The 21,656-nt window shown below is 31.5% G+C and carries 22 protein-coding genes and 2 tRNA genes; 8 read left to right on the top strand and 16 right to left on the bottom strand.

Annotated features, from left to right (window positions below; genetic code table 11):
- Positions 1–21: 21 nt before the first annotated feature.
- Genes rpl12p through ACZ5LY_RS06100 form a run of 5 tightly spaced genes read left to right on the top strand, consistent with a single transcriptional unit; the run spans position 22 to position 5,576 of the window.
- Entirely contained in the window at positions 22–333 is a 312-nt protein-coding gene (rpl12p, locus tag ACZ5LY_RS06080) for a 50S ribosomal protein P1 (protein WP_464577422.1), read from the top strand.
- Positions 334–373: 40 nt separating this feature from the next.
- Positions 374–3,052 (top strand): alanine--tRNA ligase, encoded by a 2,679-nt coding sequence (gene alaS / locus ACZ5LY_RS06085; RefSeq protein ID WP_464577424.1) that lies wholly within the window; start codon positions 374–376, stop codon positions 3,050–3,052.
- The gene (locus tag ACZ5LY_RS06090; protein ID WP_464577426.1) at positions 3,049–4,275 is read left to right on the top strand and encodes a methanogenesis marker 16 metalloprotein; all 1,227 of its coding nucleotides are present in this window, start codon (positions 3,049–3,051) and stop codon (positions 4,273–4,275) included. The genes alaS and ACZ5LY_RS06090 overlap by 4 nt, the downstream gene beginning before the upstream one ends.
- Complete coding sequence (thiI, locus tag ACZ5LY_RS06095; protein ID WP_013413230.1) at positions 4,256–5,377, top strand: tRNA uracil 4-sulfurtransferase ThiI; 1,122 nt, start codon at positions 4,256–4,258, stop codon at positions 5,375–5,377. Before ACZ5LY_RS06090 ends, thiI begins: the two co-directional genes overlap by 20 nt.
- A gap of 10 nt (positions 5,378–5,387) precedes the next feature.
- On the top strand, positions 5,388–5,576 hold the full coding sequence (locus ACZ5LY_RS06100; protein ID WP_148217876.1) for a hypothetical protein: 189 nt from the start codon (positions 5,388–5,390) through the stop codon (positions 5,574–5,576).
- On the opposite strand, the gene ACZ5LY_RS06105 is transcribed toward ACZ5LY_RS06100, so the two are convergent.
- From ACZ5LY_RS06105 to tpiA, 7 genes are all read right to left on the bottom strand, one after another.
- A complete protein-coding gene (locus ACZ5LY_RS06105) occupies positions 5,573–6,265 on the bottom strand; it encodes a HisA/HisF family protein (RefSeq protein ID WP_013413232.1) in 693 nt (230 codons plus the stop codon). The genes ACZ5LY_RS06100 and ACZ5LY_RS06105 overlap by 4 nt on opposite strands.
- The gene (locus ACZ5LY_RS06110) at positions 6,262–6,603 is read right to left on the bottom strand and encodes a DUF2149 domain-containing protein (protein ID WP_013413233.1); all 342 of its coding nucleotides are present in this window, start codon (positions 6,601–6,603) and stop codon (positions 6,262–6,264) included. The genes ACZ5LY_RS06105 and ACZ5LY_RS06110 overlap by 4 nt, the downstream gene beginning before the upstream one ends.
- Positions 6,557–7,240 carry a MotA/TolQ/ExbB proton channel family protein gene (locus ACZ5LY_RS06115; protein ID WP_464577430.1) on the bottom strand — a complete coding sequence of 228 codons (684 nt, stop codon included), beginning with the start codon at positions 7,238–7,240 and terminating at the stop codon, positions 6,557–6,559. The genes ACZ5LY_RS06110 and ACZ5LY_RS06115 overlap by 47 nt, the downstream gene beginning before the upstream one ends.
- 4 nt (positions 7,241–7,244) lie before the next feature.
- Positions 7,245–7,955, bottom strand: a complete 711-nt coding sequence (locus ACZ5LY_RS06120; RefSeq protein ID WP_013413235.1) for a DUF2162 domain-containing protein — start codon at positions 7,953–7,955, stop codon at positions 7,245–7,247.
- Between the two features lie 122 nt (positions 7,956–8,077).
- Positions 8,078–8,467 (bottom strand): PepSY domain-containing protein, encoded by a 390-nt coding sequence (locus ACZ5LY_RS06125; protein ID WP_464577432.1) that lies wholly within the window; start codon positions 8,465–8,467, stop codon positions 8,078–8,080.
- A gap of 33 nt (positions 8,468–8,500) precedes the next feature.
- On the bottom strand, positions 8,501–9,715 hold the full coding sequence (locus ACZ5LY_RS06130; protein WP_048060529.1) for a phosphoglycerate kinase: 1,215 nt from the start codon (positions 9,713–9,715) through the stop codon (positions 8,501–8,503).
- Between the two features lie 30 nt (positions 9,716–9,745).
- The gene (gene tpiA / locus ACZ5LY_RS06135; protein WP_013413238.1) at positions 9,746–10,414 is read right to left on the bottom strand and encodes a triose-phosphate isomerase; all 669 of its coding nucleotides are present in this window, start codon (positions 10,412–10,414) and stop codon (positions 9,746–9,748) included.
- Positions 10,415–10,551: 137 nt separating this feature from the next.
- Between tpiA and ACZ5LY_RS06140 the strand changes: the two genes are divergently transcribed.
- Positions 10,552–10,626, top strand: a tRNA-Glu gene (locus ACZ5LY_RS06140).
- 6 nt (positions 10,627–10,632) lie between these two features.
- Here the strand turns inward: ACZ5LY_RS06140 and cbiE are convergent.
- A complete protein-coding gene (gene cbiE, locus ACZ5LY_RS06145) occupies positions 10,633–11,262 on the bottom strand; it encodes a precorrin-6y C5,15-methyltransferase (decarboxylating) subunit CbiE (RefSeq protein ID WP_013413239.1) in 630 nt (209 codons plus the stop codon).
- A gap of 103 nt (positions 11,263–11,365) precedes the next feature.
- Here cbiE and ACZ5LY_RS06150 point away from each other — a divergent pair, with 103 nt between their 5' ends.
- Positions 11,366–12,556: a redox-regulated ATPase YchF gene (locus ACZ5LY_RS06150; RefSeq protein ID WP_013413240.1), complete on the top strand. Its 1,191-nt coding sequence runs from the start codon at positions 11,366–11,368 to the stop codon at positions 12,554–12,556.
- Positions 12,557–12,581: 25 nt separating this feature from the next.
- On the opposite strand, the gene ACZ5LY_RS06155 is transcribed toward ACZ5LY_RS06150, so the two are convergent.
- From ACZ5LY_RS06155 to ACZ5LY_RS06165, 3 genes are all read right to left on the bottom strand, one after another.
- Positions 12,582–12,655: transfer RNA gene (locus ACZ5LY_RS06155), tRNA-Arg, on the bottom strand.
- A 106-nt stretch (positions 12,656–12,761) separates the two neighbouring features.
- Complete coding sequence (locus tag ACZ5LY_RS06160) at positions 12,762–14,672, bottom strand: ATP-binding protein (RefSeq protein ID WP_464577435.1); 1,911 nt, start codon at positions 14,670–14,672, stop codon at positions 12,762–12,764.
- Positions 14,648–18,346, bottom strand: coding sequence for a cobaltochelatase subunit CobN (locus tag ACZ5LY_RS06165; RefSeq protein ID WP_464577437.1), 3,699 nt, complete (start codon positions 18,344–18,346; stop codon positions 14,648–14,650). The genes ACZ5LY_RS06160 and ACZ5LY_RS06165 overlap by 25 nt, the downstream gene beginning before the upstream one ends.
- Positions 18,347–18,420: 74 nt before the next feature.
- Between ACZ5LY_RS06165 and cobI the strand changes: the two genes are divergently transcribed.
- The gene (gene cobI, locus ACZ5LY_RS06170) at positions 18,421–19,113 is read left to right on the top strand and encodes a precorrin-2 C(20)-methyltransferase (RefSeq protein WP_013413243.1); all 693 of its coding nucleotides are present in this window, start codon (positions 18,421–18,423) and stop codon (positions 19,111–19,113) included.
- Here the strand turns inward: cobI and ftsY are convergent.
- From ftsY to ACZ5LY_RS06195, 5 genes are read right to left on the bottom strand one after another with little or no spacing between them, the layout of a single operon-like run.
- Positions 19,102–20,067, bottom strand: a complete 966-nt coding sequence (gene ftsY / locus ACZ5LY_RS06175) for a signal recognition particle-docking protein FtsY (protein ID WP_013413244.1) — start codon at positions 20,065–20,067, stop codon at positions 19,102–19,104. The two genes, cobI and ftsY, sit on opposite strands and share 12 nt — an antisense overlap.
- A complete protein-coding gene (pfdA, locus tag ACZ5LY_RS06180) occupies positions 20,068–20,490 on the bottom strand; it encodes a prefoldin subunit alpha (protein ID WP_013413245.1) in 423 nt (140 codons plus the stop codon). It abuts the gene before it with no gap.
- Positions 20,491–20,730 carry a 50S ribosomal protein L18Ae gene (gene rpl18a, locus ACZ5LY_RS06185; protein WP_013413246.1) on the bottom strand — a complete coding sequence of 80 codons (240 nt, stop codon included), beginning with the start codon at positions 20,728–20,730 and terminating at the stop codon, positions 20,491–20,493. It lies immediately after the preceding gene.
- A gap of 2 nt (positions 20,731–20,732) precedes the next feature.
- Positions 20,733–21,401 (bottom strand): translation initiation factor IF-6, encoded by a 669-nt coding sequence (locus ACZ5LY_RS06190; protein WP_013413247.1) that lies wholly within the window; start codon positions 21,399–21,401, stop codon positions 20,733–20,735.
- 3 nt (positions 21,402–21,404) lie between these two features.
- Positions 21,405–21,650, bottom strand: coding sequence for a 50S ribosomal protein L31e (locus ACZ5LY_RS06195; RefSeq protein ID WP_013413248.1), 246 nt, complete (start codon positions 21,648–21,650; stop codon positions 21,405–21,407).
- Positions 21,651–21,656: the final 6 nt, after the last annotated feature.

Here is a 21,656-nt window from a genome sequence, read left to right on the forward strand (position 1 = left end):
AACAAAGAGGGGTGATGTCTCATGGAATATATATATGCAGCTATGTTGTTACACAGCATTGGAAAAGAAATTAACGAAGAAAATGTAAAGAAAGTATTAGAAGCAGCAGGCGCTGAAGTAGATGAAGCTAGAGTAAAAGCATTGGTGGCTGCATTAGAAGAAGTTGACATTGATGAAGCCATTGAAAAAGCAGCAGTGGCTCCTGCACCAGCAGGAGAAGTAAAAGAAGAGAAAGAAGAAGAGGAAGAAGAGAAAGAAGAAAAAGAGGAGGAAGAAGAGGAAGAGGAGAAGGAAGAAGAAGCAGCTGCAGGATTAGGAGCATTATTTGGATAAAAACTCCTCCTTATTTTTCTTATTTTTTAACGTGATTTTTATGGAATTAGAAAAACTAGGTTATAAAAGGTTTAAATGCAAAAGTTGTGGCAATTACTTTTGGTCATTAGAATATCGTGAAACATGTGGTGACGCTCCTTGTGATGAATATAGGTTTATAGATAACCCTCCAACAAAAAAAAATTATGATTTATATGAATTAGAGAAATTATTTTTAAAATTTTTCGAAAAAAAAGGACATAAAATTATACCTCGTTATCCAGTAGTAGCTAAACGGTGGAGAGATGACGTTTTTCTTGTTGGGGCTTCTATTTATAACTTTCAGCCATGGGTAACGTCAGGAATTGTAGACCCACCAGCAAATCCATTAGTTGTTTCACAACCATCTATACGTTTAAATGATATAGATAATGTAGGTAGGACTGGAAGGCATTTCACATGTTTTACTATGGGAGGTCATCATGCATTTAATAAAGAAGATAAGATTATATATTGGAAAAATGAAACAATAAAATATTGTTATGAGTTTTTACAGACTCTTGGTATTTCTCCTAAGAAGATAACCTTTATTGAATCATGGTGGGAAGGAGGAGGAAATGCTGGCCCTTGTTATGAGGTATGTGTAGATGGTGTAGAATTAGCAACTCTAGTTTTTATTCAGTTTAAAACAAATGGTAAATTGGAAGATATTCCTTTAAAGATAGTAGACACAGGTTATGGATTAGAAAGATTTGCATGGGTATCTCAAGGAACTCCAACTGCCTATGATGCGGTTTTTCCACAATTTATAGATAAATTAAAAGATATAACTGGTGTAAGCGTTGATAAAAGATTATTAAAAGAAAATGCAAGAATAGCAGGATTAATGGACATAGAAACGGAATCAGATTTAATGAAATTAAGAAAAAAGGTTGCTAATAAACTTAATATCTCCGTTGACAAGTTAAATAATATAATTGGTCCAATGGAAAATATATATGCCATTGCTGATCACACCCGTTGCCTAACTTTTATGTTGAGTGATGGTGTTATTCCTTCCAATATGGGAGAAGGTTACCTAGCTCGTTTGGTTTTAAGGCGAATTATAAGGCTGATGGATGAACTAAACTTAAATATGCCTCTTAAAAAAATCATGGAAATACAAATAGACATTTTATCTAAACATTATCCTGAAATAGAAAAACATTATGACCATATTCTCAATGTAGTTGAATTAGAGGAAAAAAGATATTCAAAAACTATCTCAAAAGGAAAAAAGACTGTCAAAAGAATTATAAATGATTTAAAACGGAAAAATAAAAATAAAATTCCTTTAAAAACTTTAATTAAACTTTATGATTCAAAGGGCGTACCACCAGAACTTGTTAGAGAAATTTGCAAAAAAGAAGGAATATCTGTAGAGTTGCCTGATAATTTCTATACACTTGTTGCTGAGCAACATGAAGGTAAAAAAACCAAAGAGAAAGGTAAAAAGATAGATTTAGACCTTCCTGAAACAAAACTTCTTTTTTATGAAAAACCTAAAGAAAAAAGATTTAATGCAAAGATCATTGGCAGTTATAAAAATTCTGTTATATTGGATAAAACTTTATTTTATCCTGAAGGAGGAGGACAGCCAAGTGATAGAGGCTATTTAGTGGTCAATGGAAAGAAATTTTATGTAAAGAACGTTACAAAAGTTAATAATATTATTTTACATGAATTAGACACAGATAATGTTGAAAATTTAGTTGGAAAAAATGTAGAAGGAATTATTGATTGGGAAAGACGTGTAAAATTAACAAGAAACCATACAGCGACACATATATTGTTAGCTTCTGCTAGAAAAATATTAGGCGACCATGTATGGCAGGCTGGAGCTAAAAAAGGTATAAAAGCTTCTCGTCTTGACATATCCCATTATAAACGCCTAAGTAGGGATGAAATAAAAAAAATTGAAAAATTAGCTAACGAATATGTAAGGAAAAATATAAAAGTAAATGTTAAATGGATGGATAGACAGGCTGCAGAAAAGAAATATGGTTTTATATTATATCAGGGTGGGGTTATTCCTGGATCAAAAATAAGAGTTGTTGAAATTCCAGGAGTTGATGTACAAGCATGTGCAGGCACTCATGTAGAATATACTGGTGACATAGGTTTTATAAAAATTAATAGGACAGAAAGGATCCAAGACGGTGTTGAAAGATTAGAATTTTCTGTTGGAGATTCTGCCGTAGATTTTGTACAACATTATGAAGATTTATTATTAAAAAGTGCACAAATCTTCAGAGTTGAACCACAGATTCTACCTAAAACTTGTAAAAGATTTTTTGAGGAATGGAAACAATTTAAAAATGAAATAGAAAGACTAAAAGAAGAAATCGCAAAATTAAAAATTAAAACTATAAAATCAAAAATTAAAAAGATCAATGATTTAAAAGTTGTTTGTGAAGAATTAGATGCAAGTATGAAAGAATTAGAAACAATTGCATCAGAGTTTATAAAAGATGGAATAGATTTTGTATTATTAGGAAATAAAAACAAAAATCTAGTGATTATGGTATCCAAAAAATCTATAGAAAAAGGCATTAAAGCCAATGAATTCATGAAAAAGATAACCGAAAAATTTGGAGGAGGCGGAGGCGGAAGAGAAAACATAGCAAGAGGTGCTATAAAAGAAAACATTAGAAATATACTGGAATTTGTTTATAAAATTATTGAAAAAGAATCAAAATGAATAGTGATAAGTTGAAAAGCATATCGGAAATTAATGAAAAAATTGAAAAAGGAGATGTTCAGGTATTTACAGCTTCTGAAATTAAAAAGATGTCAAAAGTTTCAGTGGAAGATGTAGATGTAGTAACAACTGGTACTTGTGGAATAATGTCAGGAACTTCTGCAATTTTTCATTTTAAAATTTCTGAGCCAGGTGCTTTTAGAAAAGTAAAAGAAATTTATTTAAATGGTGTTCCAGGGTTTCCAGGCCCTTGTCCTAATGAAAATCTTGGTTCTGTTGACTTAATTGTTTATGGGACATCTAAAAGCATTTATGATCATAATTATGGTGGAGGATTTTTATTCAAAGATATTATCGAAGGAAAAAATATACAGATTGAAGCAAAAACGATTGAAGGTAGAAAGATAGAAACAGAAATAAACATCGAAGATATGGAAACATCAAAGATGTTAGGTACAAGGATGGCATTTCAAAACTATTCTGCATTTTTAAATTCTAAAAAAGGAATTAAAAAAACAATATTTAGTGTTACTGGATTGAGAGGTCCTTTCAAAGAATTATCATTTTCAGGATGTGGTGAATTAAATCCATTGCAAAATGATCCTGAAATGTATGTAATAAATGTTGGCTCTAAGGCACTTTTAAATGGATCAGAAGCCATAATATTAGGGTTGGGGACACGAAGTTCTAAGAAACCAAACTTGATGATAATGGCAGAAATGAAAGACATGGAAAGCTACTATATAGGTGGATTTAAAACCGGCAGTGGGCCAGAGATTTTTAATACTATTGCAATTCCAATTCCCATACTTAACAAAAAAATTCTAAACAACGTATTAATAAAAAATTCAAAAATACCATTACCAATATTAGATGTCAATGATAGGAGAGAAATAGGAAAAATAACTTACGCTGATGTTTGGAATGGTGTGGATAAAAGACCTAAATATAAAAAAGATAAATGTTTAAAGTGTAAAGAATGTAAAATTGAAAAAATCTGTCCTACAGATGCCTTTAAACCTAAAGAAGGTATAGACTTTAAAAAATGTTTTGGCTGTTCAGTATGTGCACATCATTGTAAGGCCATTGAGATGAAAACTGGCGTTGTTGAATTTAATTCAGCTAAAATACCAGTTACATGTAGACAATCTGACATAAAGAGAGCAGAAAAATTGTCTTTAGAACTAAAAAAGAGGATAGAAAATGGAGAATTTTACTTATGATCTTATAATTGCAAGATATGGTGAAATTGGTATAAAAAGTCCAAAAGTGCGAAAAAAATTTGAAAATAAATTGGTTCAAAATATCAAATCTTCTTTAAATGCAGATATCTATATTGAAGACGGTAGAATATTTATTTATCCAAAAAATTTTAAAAAGGCTTTAAAATCTTTAAAAAGAATATTTGGAATCGTATCGTTTTCTCCAGCCATCAAAACATCTGCAGAATTCAATGAAATAAAAAATAAATTAGTAGATTATGTACGGAGATTAGGGATAAATAAAAAAATGTCATTTGCAATAAGACCACGTAGGGTAGGTAATCATGAATTTACTAGTCAGGATCTAGCAGAATTTGCTGGAGATGTAGTAGTTAAAGAAACTGGTGCAAAGGTAGATTTAGACAATCCTGACATTGAAATTTTCATTGAAGTGAGACATGAGAACTCATATATATATCATGAAATTGTGGAAGGACCAGGTGGCTTGCCTGTTGGAACCCAAGGTAAAGTAATAGGGTTGTTATCAGGAGGTATTGATTCTCCTGTGGCTTTATATCTTATGATGAAAAGAGGATGTTCTGTAACTGCATTACATTTTGATATACGACCTTTTACAATAGATGGAAATATAAAAAAAGTTAAAAAAATTTCAGAAGTTTTAGAATCATACTCTAGTGGAGAATTCGAATTATTAATTCTAAAATATGGCGATGTCCTTAAAAAAATTAAAAAAATTGCAGGAAAATCAACATGTATTGTATGTAGACATTTAATGTATAAAATTGCAGAAAAAATTGCAAAGAAGAAAAATGCACATGCAATTGTAGATGGAAGTAGTTTAGGCCAGGTTGCATCACAAACATTGCCAAACATACTTACAACACATTATGGAATTGAAATTCCAATTTTAAGTCCACTTATTGGTATGGATAAAACTGAAATACGAAAGATAGCTGAAAAAATAGGGACATATGAAATATCTTGTGAAAGTCCCGACATATGTAAAGCAGTCCCTAAACATCCTGTAACTTACTCTACACCAAAAAAACTAACATCAATATTAGATAGAATGGATGTTGATGAAATCCTTAAAAAATATTAGCGGTGATAAAATGAAAGGAGCTATTGGTTTAGTGTTTTATTCACATGTTATACCATTTATATTAGGATTAATAGGTATATTATTAATGTGTACAGGAGTTATGGATGATAAGCCGATGTACACTTCTTTAGGATTAATTATATTTTTTGTGGGTGGATTACTGCCATTTATAATTTTACCAATAATTCTAGGTCTCTAAATATAAAGCGGAAATTCACCTTTATGTAATGCTGTGCCTACTAATATTTTTTTTATTCCGAAATTTTTTATTTTTGGAACATCCTTGAGTGTTATACCTCCTCCTAAAATCAATTTATCCTTTAAATCTTTAAATATTTCTATAATATTTTCATTAATACCCTTCTCTGTACCTACTCTACTAATATCTAACAATATTATTTCGGAAGATATACCAAGATCTAAAAGCTTATCTCTAAAATCAATCAGGGAAATATCTAAATTTTTTGAATATAATTTATCATCCTTAATGTCTACACTAACAACAATTCTACTTGTAGGGAATTTTGAAACAATTTTTTCTAGTTCTTCAAAACTTTCTAAAGTTTCTGTAGCTACTATCACTTGCCTTGAAAAATTTAAAAGAAATTTAAATGTTTTAAAATCGTTGACACCAAAATCAAGCATTGTTGGAATAATATAATTTATCTTCTTTGCAATCTCTAGATTATTGCCAGTTCTCTCTATTCCATTTAAATCTGCAATATATATTCGTCTAGCTCCCTGTCTTCTTAATGATAATGCAATCTCTATAGGATCCGGCGATCTTGAATAAATGGTTTTTAATGGAGTATATGTTTCTCTTTTTCCAGATTTGCCAGCTACTGCAATTCCATCTTTAATATCTAAGACAGGTATTACTTCTATCATTTTTGAACCAATATGAGCTTTCCAGTTCTAGGATCTTTGTATACTGTACCCAGTTCAGCATATCCCTGTCCACTACCTTTAGATACCTCAGGAGTCTGATTCAGCTCTTTTCCCTGTTTAACTTCAATACTTTTCTTTACAGCTTCCATTAATTCTCTTTTTTCTTGTAGACTCATTTTTGCAAAAACAAGGCTTTGCATGTTCCATGCCATGATGAAGAATACAGCGAATGCCATTGCAAGCACAAACATGCAATCAACAAAATTTATTGCTCCACTAAGTGGATCTTCTTCATGGTGATAATCGCTCAATCTCCTTCTCCCTCTCCTTCTCAACATTCTCCATCACCTCCAATATAGCCTCAGCCAGAGTTTCCAAGTTAACCAGATATTCCTCAAACCATCTTTTCCTAACCTTTGATACAAAGAAAGAGATTGCACTTGAAGCAAGTCCAAGTATTGCTGCATCAAAAGCAACTAAGAAGTGATTTGCTAGCTGAGTTATGTCTCCGGCTCCCAAAGCAACTAATCCAGGACCTATTGGAATTAAAGTTCCGAGGAGTCCTACCTGTGGACCAAGCCTTGTTATTGAATCTGTTATTTCAACAGATTTCATGGCTTTCAATTCTTCTCCTTCAACATATCTCCTTGCAAGTGCTTCTCTTGTCCTTGAATCTAAGTCCTCTGTGTTTGCAATATCTGTTAATATTTCTTTTTGCCTCTCTGGGAGCTTTGAATTATTTATTATCTCTATTATCTCCTTTGGATCCCCTGGATTTGAGATGTTGTATATGGCTTCCTTTATCTCATCTACATCAACTCTAACCCTTCCAACATATTCAGCAATCAATCCTCCAAGTGCAACTACACTATAAGCAACAAATGCCAGCAATGTTACTATTGCTGGGATTAGGAGGCTTTGTGAAACTACATGCATAATTCCTTGGAGTGCTTCTGATCCTGGGACTGCTGGCAATTTATCACCTCACAAAAACGCTTTTTTTCTTGTAATAATACCCTCCCACTATTAGTAGGGCAAAGAGTGCTAATGCAGTACTTAATAAAATATGTGGTGCAGGAACATTTACTGGAGAGAATTTACTACTTGCTAAGGCACTAATATTCGGAATCAAAATAGTTGCAATCAAGAAATAAAGTCCAACAAATAACATAAAATTCCCTAAGATTATGGGATATGGTTTATTCAAAGCATCTACAATTACTTTTGAAAACAAATAAAACACTGCTATAAACACGGATAAAAGTATTGCAGAATACTTTCCTAATAGTAAAGATGAAACACCCACCATTGGAGCTGCTAATATTATTGCAGCTAATACTGCACCAAAACAACATGGACATGGTGCTACCATTGCTAAACATGTCATCTGCGCGGTATTTTTCTTTTTCTGTTTCCATTCATGTAATGTATGAATGCCTGCTGCTATTAAAATTGCAGCCATCAGAAGAGTTATATAAACTATGTATTTGTTAAGTGTTGGATATATGTTCCCTATTGCTTTCCCTAGAATCCAAATTAATAAATAAAGACCTACTCCATAACCAATTATTATACCTGCTGCATATCGACGTCTTAACCCAGCAAATCCTATTGCTAACCCTATTTTTGCACCAAATATTAAAAGAACAGATATAATTCCTAACTCCCATGCTATAGTAATAATATTCATAAAGATATCCTCCAAAATAGTAATAATCTAGTAATCTATATTATTTTTCTTTATTTCTTTACTTTATATTTTATATATTTTTTAACTTTTTTCAATCTAGTAAAAATAATAAACAAAAAAATCTAGGGAGCGCCGCCTGCTCCTCCAAGGTTTTTACCTGTTTTTACATCTATGTATATTTCACCAACTTGTTTTCCATTTTTGATCACTGGAACAACATAAACTGGTTTTCCATCAATGTAAACAATTTTTGGAGATCCTGGGGATGCTCCAGGTTCCTCTATGTATTTACTTGCTATATTTTTTGCATCTTCTGTTGATACATGAGTTTTATTAGCGTTAGTATCTTTTGATGTTGTATTTTGAATTTTTTCTGTTTTTGTAATATTATTTTGATTCATACTATTTTTTGCTACAGCCACTTGTGATTTATGTCCCTGTAGGAAATATCCTGCACCAATTGCGCCAACTACAAATATGCAAAGAATAAAAATTAACGCTTTAGAGCGCATGTTTTTCACCCCTTTCCTTTTTTACTAAAAGTTCTATATATATTTATCGCTCCTTTTTCTAGCTTCTTCAAGAACTTTAATTGCAGGGAGCTCTTCGCCAGAAAGAAATGCTATACAAGCCCCGCCTCCACTACTAATATGATTTATTTTATTTGAAATACCCATTTTTTCTGCAGCCGCTGCTAAATGACCTCCTGCTATAACTGAAAATGCGTTGGATGATGCTATTGCATTTAACAAATCTTCAGTTCCTATACTAAATTGTTGTTCTTCGAAAACACCCGCTGGTCCATTAGCAAAAATTGTTTTTGCCTCTCTTATTTTTTCTGCATATATTTTTATAGTTTCCATGCCTATATCATATATTGGAAAGTTAGGAATATCATCAATAGGTACATCAATTCTCTTTCCATTTTTATTTATGGCAACATCAACAGGGGTAAGTATCTTCTCCCCATATTTATCTTTAAGTTTTTTTGCCATTTTTATAAATTTTTTATAATTTTTTCTATACAATATTTTTCTGTTCTTTTCTTTAATATCTATCCCAGAAGCCTCTAAAAATACATTTGCCACCAAACCAGATGTTAGAATATAATCAGCAGAACCATTTTTTAAAATATTTTTCATTATCATTATTGAATCATCAATTTTAACACCTCCAAGAATATAAACACATGGCTTTTCAACGTTTTTAATTATTTTATACAATGTTTTAACTTCTCTTTCCATTAATCTTCCTGCAGCAGAAGGTAGTTTAAGCGGAAATCCAACTAATGATGGTTGTGATCTATGAGCAGCTGCAAAAGCATCATTTATATAATAATCAACAACACTTGATAATTTTCTTACAAGGTGTGTTTCTGCCTGAACTTTGGGATCTCTTTTTAAAACTTCTTCTGAATAAAAACGTACATTTTCTAAAAGGATGATATCTCCATTTTCCATATTTCTTATTGATTCTCGTGCAGCACAACCAAATATATCCTCAACATATGTAACAGGCATATCTAATATATTGGATAATACTTTACTATGCTCTTCCATTGTTGTGAAATCTCTTTTTCCTGGCCTACTTTGATGTGCTAAAATAGCTACCTTTGCATTTTCATCTACTAGTTCTTTGAGTGTTTTTGAATGTAGTCTCATTCTCGTATCATCAAGTATACGTCCAGTATGAGGATCTACTGGAGAATTAATGTCTACTCTTACAAGCACTCTGCTCCCAGAATAATCAAAATCATCCATCGTATAGAATTTGAACAAAAATACATCCTCCTACATTTCAGTTATAAGTTCCTCTAAAGCTTTCTTTTGATCCTTTGCAAGAATTACACCAGAAGCTAAAAGTACACCTTCGGTTCCTAATTCTACTGCCTTTTTTACATCTTCACCAGACGATATTCCTGCACCACATAGCACTCTAACATCCGGGTTCACAGTTTTAACAGCTTCTACTGTGTTTTCAACAACTTCTGGTTTTGCTTTTGACACTGGGATGCCTGATCCTATTAATTCGGGAGGTTCAACTGCTACAAAATCAGGAGATAATGCAGCTGCAGCTGCACTAGTTTCAACATTATTTGTACAAACAATGCTTATCATATCATTTTCTGATAATTTTTTTACAACTTTTGATATGTCAGCCAATTTCATTCTTTTCTCTGAATGATTTACCAACGAACCTTTAGCACCTGCTTCTTTTGCACATTCTAATAAGACACTGCCTGTGTGTCCACCAGCATCTATTGGATCAATATGTTGTGCTATTACTGGAATGTTAACATTTTCTGAAACATATCTTAGGTCCATATGTTGTGGAGCAACTATTATTTTTACTCCATATTCCTCAGATACTTGTTCGCATTTTTTTGCTAGTTTTAGGGCATTTTCTCCTGTAGATTCTTTGTATGTTTTAAAATTTAACACGATAATAGGTCTATCCAACTGTAGTTCCCCCATATTTTTTAGGGATTTTAATTAATAGATTCAATTCAATTATTTATTTTTTTCAGTATAAAAATAAAGAATTTAAAAAAACTTATATACATTTTTTTAAATAATAATAATAGTGATGTCAATAAGCTCCGGTGGTGTAGTCCGGCCAAGCATCTCAGCCTCTCGAGCTGAGGACCCGGGTTCAAATCCCGGCCGGAGCATTAAATCTATTCAGAGTAATTTATCACAACAACGCACATATATGAAAATTTCCTTTCTGCAGCCTCTTTTAATGATATTTTCGTAATTTTTTCATCTGGATAGCTAAGACGCTCACATATTATTATCTCTTTATCTCCACTAATTCCATTATTCAACAAAAATTTGGCTAAATCATTTACGTCTTTAGAGGGCAAAACCATGATTGGTTTGTCATCGTTTAAAAATTTAAGAAGCTTTTTATAATCTTTTCTTCCATGAAGAGTTAATAGATTTACATTATCCCATGGCATTTTGAGTTTAGCAGCGCATAACTGTATAGAACTTATACCAGGAATAACTTCCAGTTCTACATTTTTATATTTAGACAATAATTTTTTAACAGGCTTTAAAACTCCTGAAAATCCAGGATCTCCAGTTGATAATATACAGACATCATTATTACGAGCTAGTTTTACAGAATATTCCAACATTTTATTCATGTTTTTGGCATTTAATACAATTTTTCTTGTTGCCTGTGGAAACAAATCTAATGCTCTTTTACTACCAACTAATATATCAACCGTATTTGCAATTTCTTCAGCTATAGGTGTTAAAAAATCTTTTGAACCTGGGCCAATTCCTACAATATAAAGCATTTTTATCCCCAACAAAATTTTTAATGTTATATTTTTATCTTCAAACACAAAATTTTTTGAATATTGAAATTATTTTACTTAAACTTTTTCAGGAGGTCAAAAAATGATACAAATAGCTGTAACAGGGAAACCTAATGTAGGAAAATCTACATTTTTCAGTGCAGCTACATTGTCAGATGTAGAAGTGGCTTCATACCCATTTACAACAATTGATCCAAATCGTGCTGTGGCATATGTAACTACACAATGCCCATGCAAGGAATTAGGTTTAAAATGTAATCCGAGAAATTCTAAATGCAAAAATGGTATTAGATACATACCTATCGAATTGATCGATGTTGCAGGCTTAGTTCCTGGAGCATATAAAGGACGCGGGCTAGGTAACAAATTTTTAGATGACCTTAGACAAGCAGACATGTTTATACATATAGTGGATGCATCTGGATCTACAGATGAAGAAGGTAAAATTGTAGAACCAGGTACTCAAGATCCTCTCGAAGATATAAAATTTCTTGAAAAAGAAATATTGATGTGGGTTTATGGAATTATAGGTAAAAATTGGAATAAACTTGTTAGGAAAATTTTGTTGGAGAATTTAAAATTTGAAGAAGTTGTGTATGATCAACTTTCTGGCATTGGAGTATCTATTGAAGGCATTGTTAAAGCCAAAAATATGGTAGGCTCAAGATTTGATAAGTGGGGAAAAGAAGAACTTTTAAAGTTTTTAAAATATTTGATAAACATTTGTAAACCAATGTTAATTGTTGCCAACAAGATAGATATCCCAACCGCAGAAAAAAACATAAAAAAAATTAAAAATAAATATTCAAGAGTAGTGCCTGCCTCAGCAGAAGCAGAATTAGCACTTAGAAAAGCAGCTAAAGCAGGACTTATAAAATATACACCGGGAAGTTCCAATTTTAAAATAATAAATAAAGATAAACTCAATAAAAAACAAATTTCAGCACTTAACTATATCAAAAAGAATATATTAGAAAAATATGGAAGTACAGGTGTACAAAAGGCTTTGAATAAAGCTGTATTTGAAATTCTTAAGATGATAGTTGTTTATCCTGTAGAAAATGAAAATAAAATGAGTGATTCACAAGGAAATGTATTACCAGATGCAATTTTGCTTCCAAAAGGATCTACACCAGTTGATTTGGCTTATAAAATACATGAAGAAATTGGAGAAAATTTTCGTTTTGCTATCGATGCTAGAAAGGGAATAAAAATTTCAAATGATTACAAATTAAAAAACGGCGATATAATAAAAATAGTACATACTGCCTAACACCAAAAATTGAAAAGAGGGTCAGTGCCCTGACCGGGATTTGAACCCGGGTAACGGGATCCGCAGTCCCGCGTGATATCCAGGCTACACTATCAGGGCACTATGAATTTTTTAATTTTTAGGTCATGAAAAGAAGATATTCACCAATTACCATTACATTTCTTATGTTCCAATGTAATATAAATTTTACTTCTTTTTTGGAGAATTAAACTTTTTGTACTTTTGCATTACATATCTCTTTTAAAATAGGTATACATGATACTCCTAAATATATTCCTGAGACGCTTGTATCATAGATGTAAAGTTCAATACCTTCTTTTTTAATGTTTTTTGCTAAGTTTACCATTTCTTTTTCAATGTCATCTGTCAGTGGAACATTTGCTCTACCATCTGTTATCATAAATGCTTTTACTTTTAATGATTCTTCTTTCATCTTTTCTCTTTTAGATAATGAAATAAGTTGTTGTAATGCGGAAGATAATGGTGTTCTACCACCAGTGGGGGCTCGTTCAATTTCATCTACAATTTGCCAATAATTTTTTGTAGGAGGTACTACTATTTCTGATTTAAAGCCTTTGGCGAGTATAAATGCCATTTTAGATCTTTTTGTGTATCCATCTTCAATGAGTTTTTCTGCAATACCTTTAGCAATTCTTATTCTTTTCTTTACAGCCATGCTTCCACTAGAATCCAATATAATTACCCAAAGGGTAGGGGCCTTCACACGTCTAACTCTTATTCTGATATCATCTTTTTCAAATTTAACTGGAAGTTTTCTTTCCCTAAGCATTGCATGTATTATGGAATTATATAAGTCAATGTCATTTGCAGATTCATCTTTATTTGAGGATAAGGGTATATGAGCTACTGGTATCCCTTTTGGCTGATTTATAGTTGTCATTGTAATGTCTCTTGAAGACCTATGCGCAGAACCACTGAATTTTATCTTTTTTTTAGAATCTATCTCTGGAACTTCTGTCTTTAGAGGTGGAAAAAAAGTGTCATCAAACCTCCTACTACCGAAATCTTCACGATCAGAACTTCTATTCAATTTCTGTTTTTTACTACTTCTTATCCTGCTTCGAAAAAATTTTGTCTTAGGTAAAGATTTCCCACCTTCTTTTCTTCTTTGGAAAGGCTTATCTTTTAGTCTGTGTTTTAATGTTAGTTCCATTGCTTTTTCAATGTCTTCCATAGAAACTTTTTTTCTGCCGTCAAGAGCAGAAATTGACTTAGCTGTCTTTATAGTTGCTATCTCAGCCCTATTTGTTTTTATTCCTAATTTAATTATTGTTTCTGCAAGTAATTCTAAAAGATCTTCATCAACTTTAACTTTTGGTAATAATTCTCTTGCTTTGACAATTTTTTTTGTTAGCTCTTCTTCCTCTTTTTTGTATTTTTCATAAAATTCTACAGGATCTTTTTGGAATTCTTCAGTCCTTCTAACAATTTCAATTCTCTCCTCTGGATTCATAGGTGCAGATATTTCAACACACAGACCAAATCTATCTAATATTTGTGGTCTTAATTCTCCTTCCTCTGGGTTCATGCTTCCTACTAATATAAATCTTGCAGGATGTCTAAATGAAATTCCTTCCCTCTCTATTGTGTTCCATCCCATTGCAGCTGCATCTAAAAGAGAGTCTGCAATATAATCATCAAGTAAATTGACTTCATCTATATATAGAACACCTCTATTTGCTTCCGCCATTAATCCAGGATTTAAAGCTTTCTTACCTTCCTTTAAAAACTTTGTAACGTCTATAGTACCTATCAGTCTATCTATAGTTATACTTAGTGGTAAGTTAACAAAGCTCATTTTTCTTTTTTCTACCGGTAATTTTTCATTGGATGAAAAGCGTTCGTAACAATCATCACACATCTCAAACGGATTGTTTGGGTTGCATCTAAATTCACAATCTGCAACTACTTCAATCTCAGGTAGTATGTTTGTTAATGATCTAACTAGCGTAGATTTACCTGTTCCCTTATCACCTTTTAGTAAAACACCACCTATCAACGGATTTACAGCAACACATAAAAGAGCTGTCTTAGCTTCTTCTTGACCAACAACAGCGGAAAATGGGAAACTTAATTGCCTTTCACAATATTCCATACTTTTTCCACCTTTTTCATATTATTCTTCCAATTATCAACATCATTAATAGAATAAATATTAATTATTCCACCTTGTATTTCTCCTTTTCCAACTTCATCTTCTAATGTGCTTTCAATTTCCATATATAGATGTTTTAAACTTCTAATTGTTTTTTTATCGGCTTTCCACAACTTTCTTTCATAAGCCTCTAATAATCTCCTTGTAATCTCCTCTAATGCGTAAGGATTATGTTTTTTAAACCATTCTTTCATTTTGGAATATTTTTTAAATATGTTGTCAAATACCCAGTCATCAACTAATCCAGTTGTTGACTGCCAGCCATAAAGATGAAGAATCTTTTTTGAAAATTCATTTGCTCCTCTATACCCATGCTTTTTCATGTTTTTGATCCACTCATCATTCAATAATTTACTCCTCACTATTCTTTCTATTTCTTTTTTCACATTGATAACCTTTATGTTTGAAATATCGCGCGTATCAACTTGTAATGTTTCTGTTTTCTTTCCTCTCAATGTATCTACAGCTGCTTTAAATCCTCCCTGGAATGCGAAATATCCACAGCAATTTGTTAACTCATGTTCATCACTTACATGATTCCTTGTTATTACATCAACTTTTCTTAAATTAAGTGTCAATGATTCTGGAGCTTTAACACCAAATCTATCTTTTGAATAGGCATGATCACTCCATTTAATCCATATTTTTCCAAGTTCTTCCTTGTTTTTCCAGGCTGATGATTCAACAGCATAATTTACGCCAGCTCCATATGCTCCTGGCGGGGTTGAAAATATTCTATATTTTGCAAATTCTTTAGCTCTTTTTACACCCATTCTTGAAAGTTCCTTTAAATTTTCTATATAATGTTTTTTAACATAGTTTTTATGAAGAGGTTCTTTGGCTTTAATAACCTTTTTCACGGCTTCATCAATTATTTCTATGTAATTTGGCAGTGTATCACGTGTTATACCACTTATCCTCACTAAAACATCAATTCTTGGTCTCTTCAATTTATTTAGAGGTATTACCTCAACTCCAACAACTTTATCATTTTTCCATTTAGGTTTTACACCCAATAAATATAATATTTGAGATAGCTGTTCTCCATCGGCTTTATATCCATCTATACTCCATAGAACCTGACCAACAGTTTCAGGGAACTTTCCATATTTGTTTTTATAAAATTTCAATAATTTTTCAGCTGTTTTAACGCCAATTTTCCATGCAGCTTTTGTTGGAATTTCTGTAGGATCTACCGCATAGAAATTTCTGCCTGTAGGTATTATTTCATATTTACCGCGTGCCAAAGATCCTGAAGGTCCTGGTTCAACAAATTCAAAATTCAATGCTTTTATAAGTCCTTTAATTTCTTTTTTACATTTTTTGATTCTATTAGATAAGTCAGCAGCTTTATTCAATAAATTTCTAATTTTCTTTTCATTTTTAACTTGAAAACCTTCTTCTTTAAATTTTTTCACAATTTCAATTTTTTTGTTTGATATAATGTCTTTCAGTAATTTTTTACCTATATCACAAACTTTCTCTGAAATTTCTTTGTTCATAACACCATTTGTAAAATCTAATGGTTTATTAATGATGTTATTATAATCAAAACCTAAAGATTCTAATAATACTTTATTTATAGATGTGGTAAGAGAAGTATCATGTGACATAGCTGTAAAAACATATTCACTGAGAATTTTTGGATCTTCAGGAGGAGTCGCAAATATATGTAATCCAACATTAATTTCTGAGTTTCTAATAAATTCAAGATATTCATGTAATTCTTCAATAACTTTCTTTTCTTCTTTGCTTTTTATTTTGATATTTTCTTTCTTTGCTTTATCTAATATATTTTCATAAATAATCCTTTTTCTTTTCTTGTCACCTAAATTTCTAGCCTTAACATATTGTTTGATCAAAGAATCAAGTTCCTCTAAGTTTTCAGAATATTTCATAGGCGGGTGTAAATGATCTACTATAGTAGCATAACTTCTTCTTTTGGCTATTACTCCTTCCATAGGATTAGACACTATGTAAACATACACATGTGGAATTTCGCCAATACTTGCCTCAGGAACACAAGCAGGAGAAAGACCTACACCTTTACCTGGTCGAAATTCTAATGATCCATGAGTTCCAAAGTGAATTAAAATGTCATAATTCTTTGATATCCATTTGTAAAAAGCCCACCAATGATGTGGTGGAACAATATTGGGGTCATGTAAAATTTTGCATGTTTTTCCATCACATTTTGAGCCTTCACAACCAAATTTTGGCTGTGTAGTAAGCAACACATTGCCAAACTTTATACCTGGAATAACAAATTTATTGTTGTAGATCATTCCTCCTTTGTTATTTTTAAGTACTTCATCAGGACTTCCCCAATTTTTTATTATTTTCTTCCTTAGTTGCTTTGGAAGTTCTTTAAACCAATTAATGTATTCTTTACCGACAAAATCCACAGCTCCACCATTACTAACAATATCTTCAACACTTGTCCATCTGAATTCACTTATAGCCCGCTTATTTAAAACCATTTTAATTAATTCTTCTCCATTTTCAGGAATATTTTTGACTTTATATCCATTCTTTTTTAGATGTCTTAAAACTTTAACTACACTCTCAGGAACATCTAATCCCATTCCAACTCCAATATTTCCCTCTAAACCTTTGCATGGAGGACTTATTAATACTATGGCTATCTTTATATCTTTTCTTGGTTTTTTCCTCAACTTTATCCAATTTTTTACCTTCTTAACAAAATATTTAATATTGGGCTCATATCCTTGTCCTTTATTCTTTCTTCCACCAATAAAAATAGGTTCAATAGCTCCTTTTGTTTCTGGAAGGATAACACCATATACCTGTGTTAAATAATCTACACCATTTTCGTTTTTCCATTCTTCAATACTTTGATACCAAGACCTTAGTGGTGAAAATATTGGAACATTTAATTTCTTTACATCAAAATCTTTAATACCAAAAGAAATTAGTGATATTATTGCATCAACTATGGGTCTATTTTTCTCAAATAAAAATTTTTTAATAACTTCCATTTTTTCCATGCCAATGCCAGTTACAGGGTCCTTTGTATATGTAAAGATAGGTATTACTCCCAATCCTTCATTTTCCAAATATTTAATAAGCATGTTTATTTGCGTTAGATCATCATATAACCATTCATTTCTCCAAAAGATAATTCCAACAAGTGGTCTTTTACCATATTTTTCCACGTATTTTTCTAAATATTTCTTTTTAGATGTCGTAACTCCTAACTCTGGATGATAGATTCCAGAGATTAATGTTTTCTTTGGCTCATCATATTTTATTTCTTTACCACTTAAATTTATGAGAAATTTAACAAGGTTTCTCAAATTTTCTTTGCCACCATAAATATAGTATTTTCTGGCCTTGATTAACACTTCTTTATCCACGTTGTTTAATTCTTCTAATGGATAAGAAATAATTTTTGCATCTATATTTTTTAAAACATTTATACATTCATCCGGCAAACTAGAAGTAAAAACAAAAATTACTTCAGATTTTTTTATTGTGTTAATTTTGTCAACGCATTCTCTGTCTGTTAATACTAACCCATCTATCTTTTCTTCTTTGAAAATTTCTTTAAGTACTTGTATAGGCCTTGCATCATAACATATAAATGATATCATAGTTACACACAAATTTTGTCCTATGGTTAAAATTTTTTGTTTATTTTATATTTAAAAATCTTGGGTGGATATAAATGAAAGGAAAATTTATAGGAGTAGGTGTGGGACCAGGAGATCCAGAACTCATGACAGTTAAAGCAGTTAAAATAATTAAGTCTGTTCCAGTAATATGTGCTCCAAGATCTTCACCTCATAGGCCAAGTATTGCATTAAAAATAATTAAAAATATATTAAAAAAACGTAATGACAAATATGAAGTCATAGAACCTGTATTTCCTATGATTGAAAATAAAGAAAATCTAAAAAAATATTGGGATCATGCAGCGGAAATTATTTCTGAACATCTTTCTGAAGGTAAAGATGTTGCATTTGTAACTATTGGTGATCCATCTCTTTATAGTACTTTCACTTACATATGTAGGAGAATTAAGAAAAAATTTCAAGTGGAAATGATACCAGGTATATGTTCATTTACAAGTTGTGCTGCTAGTGCATGCCTTCCATTAGCTGAAAAAGATGAAACTTTGCTTATATTACCAAATGTAAATAAAAAAATAAAAAAAATTATAGGTTATGTTGATACTGTTGTAGTGATGAAAACATCCCGGCACGGTAATTTATTGAAAAAAATTGTTGAAGAAGATCCTAGAAAGAAAAAGATAATATCTGTCGTGAATTGTAGCATGAAAAATGAAAAAATTGTTGAAGGTTTTGTAGAGGATGGTGGATATTTATGTACAACACTTATTAAGTTTTTAAGTGAATAATTGTTTAACTACCCATTCTGGTTTAAATTCGATTAAATCATCATAATTTTGACCTATACCTAAGAATAGTATTGGTTTGCCTATAACATAACTTATAGATATTGCAGCACCGCCTCTGGTGTCTGCATCAGCTTTTGTAAGAATTACACCATCAATGCCTATCTTTTCATCAAACATTTTTGCTTGTTCTACGGCATCATTGCCTGTAAGTGCATCTCCAACAAAAATTATAAAATCAGGATTTACAACCCTTTTTATTTTTGCCATTTCTTCCATTAGATTCATGTTTGTCTGCATTCTTCCAGCAGTGTCAATAAGCACAACATCTTTATTTTTAGATTTTGCATGATTTACAGCGTCATATGCCACTGCTGCAGGGTCTGACCCTTTTTTGTGTTTTATAACTTTTACTCCAAGTTTTTCTCCATGTTTGGTTATTTGTTCAATTGCACCAGCTCTAAATGTATCTGCGGCTGCTATAACAGGTACCAATCCTTTTTCCATGAAATATTTAGCTAGTTTAGCAATAGTAGTTGTTTTACCTGTTCCATTCACACCAACAAACAATATGACAAATGGTTTTTTCTTTATTTTTAATAAATCCTCAACGTTGCTATCTGTTTTTAAGATCTCAAGTATTGCATTTTTTAAAGCATTTCTTGTGTATTTATCAATATCAGTGCTTCTTTTAACTTTTTTACCAACTAATTCTTTTTTAACAGACTCTGTTATTTTTTCAGCTACTTCTAATGCTACATCTCCCTCTAATAATTCTAGTTGCAACTCCCACAAAACGTCTTCTATATCATCTTCAGAAATTGTCTTCTCCTTTATAAAAGAAAAAATACCTGATTTATTTTCCTCTACTTTACCCTTTTCAATTTCCTTTTTTGATACAGATTTAGTTATTTTTTTTACAGCCTTATTTAATTTATTTTTTAAGGATTCAAACAATTATTCACTTCCTCTTACCTTTTTTAATAACTCTTGTGCTTGTGGAGACAATTTTGATATTTCTTCATTGATTTTTTGTAAATCTTTTGATAATCTTTCAACACTTTTTTCTAGTTCTTTTCTTCGTTTTTTTAACGTAGATTTAGCATCTTTAATACTTTTTTTTATTGCTATTCCAGCACCAACACTCATTATTACATTTTTTGTATCTTTTAACTCTGCTAATGCAAATGATCCAGCACCTATTGGTACAAATATTTCTGCGCCTTCTTTCCCATCTATAGCATCTAATGTTTCATCTAACATGTCTAACTCAGCTATAGTACTACGGATAGTATCTATTTGTTGCTTTATAATTTCAGATTGTTCTTGATATACTTTAAGTTCTGCCAATATTTCCTCTAATTTTTCTTTATCTTTCAATCAGATCACCCTCTCAACTAATTGTCTGATCACTGGATCTTCTATGTCATCAGGATCCTTTATCTTCTCTATTTTTTCTATAATTATTTCACGCCGTGATACTCCATGTCTTCCACCAAATTCAGAATAAATTTTTTCATAGACTTCTTTTTTACTGAGAGCTCTTACTTCTTTTGTAAATGGCTGCATTTCTTCACCCATTTTAAATTTCCCACGAACTTTATAAGTTTTTGTATCCATAATCATCCCTCAATAAGTCCTAATGCTTCCTCTATTCTTGCAAGTTCAGGTCCAGTCGTTTCCTTACTAACAAGTACTCCTTTAGAGTTGGCAATCATGCATGACCCTATAAAAATCATGCCATGATTGACGGTTCCAAGATCAGCTGGAACTTTTAAAACTTTTTCAACTGTCTCCAATTCTTTTTCTTTAACATCAGGATGTAATAATGCACCTTTATTAGTAGCAATTCCTACTGAACCTACAATAGTATAAGTTCCTAACAACAGATCTTTGACATTGACGTCTAATGTGTCTTTGATCGTGTTCACAGCTTCTGGAGAAAATAAAGGACTTATAATTGCACCATAATCATTAGATAATATAAGATTTCCAAGAGCGGTGTGTTTGTCTTCAACTATACCTACATTAACACCTATATCCTCTAAAATTTTCATTTCTTGATCCATTATATTGTTTGGGACTAATATGCCATTAGAATTACCTACTGATAATACTCCAACCAATTCACTACCAGCAATAGTAATTTCAAATACTTCTACATCCAAAACTTCTTTTATGTCTCTTTTCACAGATTTTGGTAAGTGTGTAGATACTAAGGCTATGTCTTCAGTCACTGAAACGTATGCGCCTATAAAGCTTCCTTCAGATATTTCAATTCTTTTTATCATGTTTTAATCCGCCAAAGAAACTTTAACAACGCCGTCTTCATCTTTAACGGCTTTAACTTTTATTTTGGGAGGTATTTTCTGAATTCCTCTTTCCCAGACTTTTTCATTTACGGAACGATCTATTTTAACTTCTTCTGCTTTCATATGTCTCTTCATAAATTCTCTTATAAATCTAATTGCTCTTGGTGCCCTGATGGTCCGTGGTACATTCTTTACCTTTCTTAAAGGTATTGTATAAACTCTCTCCATAATCCT

This window comes from Methanothermus sociabilis, from assembly GCF_055392295.1.

Coding starts and splice junctions, on each gene's coding strand:
- ACZ5LY_RS06100 (WP_148217876.1), top strand. CDS start 5,388: ATGAAAGGAGCTATTGGTTTAGTGTTTTATTCACATGTTATACCATTT.
- ACZ5LY_RS06190 (WP_013413247.1), bottom strand. CDS start 21,401: ATGATAAAAAGAATTGAAATATCTGAAGGAAGCTTTATAGGCGCATAC.
- rpl18a (WP_013413246.1), bottom strand. CDS start 20,730: ATGGATACAAAAACTTATAAAGTTCGTGGGAAATTTAAAATGGGTGAA.
- alaS (WP_464577424.1), top strand. CDS start 374: ATGGAATTAGAAAAACTAGGTTATAAAAGGTTTAAATGCAAAAGTTGT.
- ACZ5LY_RS06165 (WP_464577437.1), bottom strand. CDS start 18,346: ATGATATCATTTATATGTTATGATGCAAGGCCTATACAAGTACTTAAA.
- thiI (WP_013413230.1), top strand. CDS start 4,256: ATGGAGAATTTTACTTATGATCTTATAATTGCAAGATATGGTGAAATT.
- ACZ5LY_RS06150 (WP_013413240.1), top strand. CDS start 11,366: ATGATACAAATAGCTGTAACAGGGAAACCTAATGTAGGAAAATCTACA.
- ACZ5LY_RS06105 (WP_013413232.1), bottom strand. CDS start 6,265: ATGATAGAAGTAATACCTGTCTTAGATATTAAAGATGGAATTGCAGTA.
- ACZ5LY_RS06090 (WP_464577426.1), top strand. CDS start 3,049: ATGAATAGTGATAAGTTGAAAAGCATATCGGAAATTAATGAAAAAATT.
- cobI (WP_013413243.1), top strand. CDS start 18,421: ATGAAAGGAAAATTTATAGGAGTAGGTGTGGGACCAGGAGATCCAGAA.
- ACZ5LY_RS06160 (WP_464577435.1), bottom strand. CDS start 14,672: ATGGAATATTGTGAAAGGCAATTAAGTTTCCCATTTTCCGCTGTTGTT.
- ACZ5LY_RS06125 (WP_464577432.1), bottom strand. CDS start 8,467: ATGCGCTCTAAAGCGTTAATTTTTATTCTTTGCATATTTGTAGTTGGC.
- ACZ5LY_RS06130 (WP_048060529.1), bottom strand. CDS start 9,715: ATGGATGATTTTGATTATTCTGGGAGCAGAGTGCTTGTAAGAGTAGAC.
- cbiE (WP_013413239.1), bottom strand. CDS start 11,262: ATGCTTTATATTGTAGGAATTGGCCCAGGTTCAAAAGATTTTTTAACA.
- rpl12p (WP_464577422.1), top strand. CDS start 22: ATGGAATATATATATGCAGCTATGTTGTTACACAGCATTGGAAAAGAA.
- ACZ5LY_RS06120 (WP_013413235.1), bottom strand. CDS start 7,955: ATGAATATTATTACTATAGCATGGGAGTTAGGAATTATATCTGTTCTT.
- ACZ5LY_RS06110 (WP_013413233.1), bottom strand. CDS start 6,603: ATGTTGAGAAGGAGAGGGAGAAGGAGATTGAGCGATTATCACCATGAA.
- ACZ5LY_RS06195 (WP_013413248.1), bottom strand. CDS start 21,650: ATGGAGAGAGTTTATACAATACCTTTAAGAAAGGTAAAGAATGTACCA.